Annotated in this window: 1 protein-coding gene and 1 pseudogene; both read right to left on the bottom strand. The window is 67.7% G+C overall.

Annotated features, from left to right (window positions below):
* Positions 1–98 precede the first annotated feature (98 nt).
* Positions 99–677: a hypothetical protein gene (locus tag CXY91_RS28545; RefSeq protein ID WP_100965353.1), complete on the bottom strand. Its 579-nt coding sequence runs from the start codon at positions 675–677 to the stop codon at positions 99–101.
* Positions 677–893: pseudogene (locus CXY91_RS30670) on the bottom strand (DUF1320 family protein); the annotation flags it as partial. The gene CXY91_RS28545 and the pseudogene CXY91_RS30670, both read right to left, overlap by 1 nt.

Here is an 893-nt window from a genome sequence, read left to right as displayed (position 1 = left end):
GCGCTCGGCAAAGTCGCCCTCGGCCGGCCAGAGCTCGCCGTCTTCCTCGCGGCGCACGGTCCGGCCTTCGCCGGCCTTCAGGTACAGGCGCTTGTCGGTCATGGCGTGGGCCTCACTTCAATGGGTTCGTCGCGATCCTTGCCTTCCGGCCACGGCTCGAAGGCGGACAGCATGGTCAGGAAGGCAGGGGCTGCTGCGAGATCGCCGGTGACGTCGCCAATCGATACGGTCGATCCAATGTCGAGCGTGGCGATGGACATCTCGTGATCGCCATAGCCCTCCGCATAGGCCTGGGCGCCGGCGGTGATCGAAAAGGTGCCGAGACCCGGCACGGTGAGCCCGTTGATCAGCGCGATCGCGCCGGCGATGGAGGGAAACAGGCCGGGGCCCCTCGTGTCGCCCAGGAAGCGGGCTTTAGGCCCGTTCGGGTTCTTCACCACGATCGTCAGGCGCAGGCCCAGCGTGCCCTGGAAGCGCCGTCCGACCTTCTGATCGGTCGGATTGATCTGGCGCCAGCCGAGACCAAGGCATGGCGTGCGACGCACGATCGCCTTGAATTCCTCGATCGACATGGGATCGGCGACGACGTGGAAATCCCACTTCGCCGGCAGGAAGAAGGTTCGCAGCCGCGCTTCAACAGCGGAGAGGGAGGCGCTGATCGGATCGATCTCGGCCATCAGAGCCCCCGCTCGCCATGGCGGCCGAACATGCGCTCGCGATCGCGGGTCTGCGCCGAGCTCGTCGGCGCGATCGGCGCGGCGTCCTCGAGCGTCGCGACGCCGTTGGCGAGCTGGGTCAGCCAGGCGACGATGTCCTTGCGGCCGGCCTTCACCTGGTCGGCCGGCTCGCGGTCACCGCCGACCGAGAGCTCATAGCGGGCTAGGACGCAGGAA

Source organism: Allobosea sp. FBZP-16 (genome assembly GCF_002831785.1).
Taxonomy (GTDB): domain Bacteria; phylum Pseudomonadota; class Alphaproteobacteria; order Rhizobiales; family Beijerinckiaceae; genus Allobosea; species Allobosea lupini.
This window is presented reverse-complemented; position numbering and strand designations above follow the sequence as displayed.

What these genes read in the sequence shown, in the direction of transcription:
- CXY91_RS28545 (WP_100965353.1), bottom strand. Translation starts at nt 677, where the DNA reads ATGGCCGAGATCGATCCGATCAGCGCCTCCCTCTCCGCTGTTGAAGCG.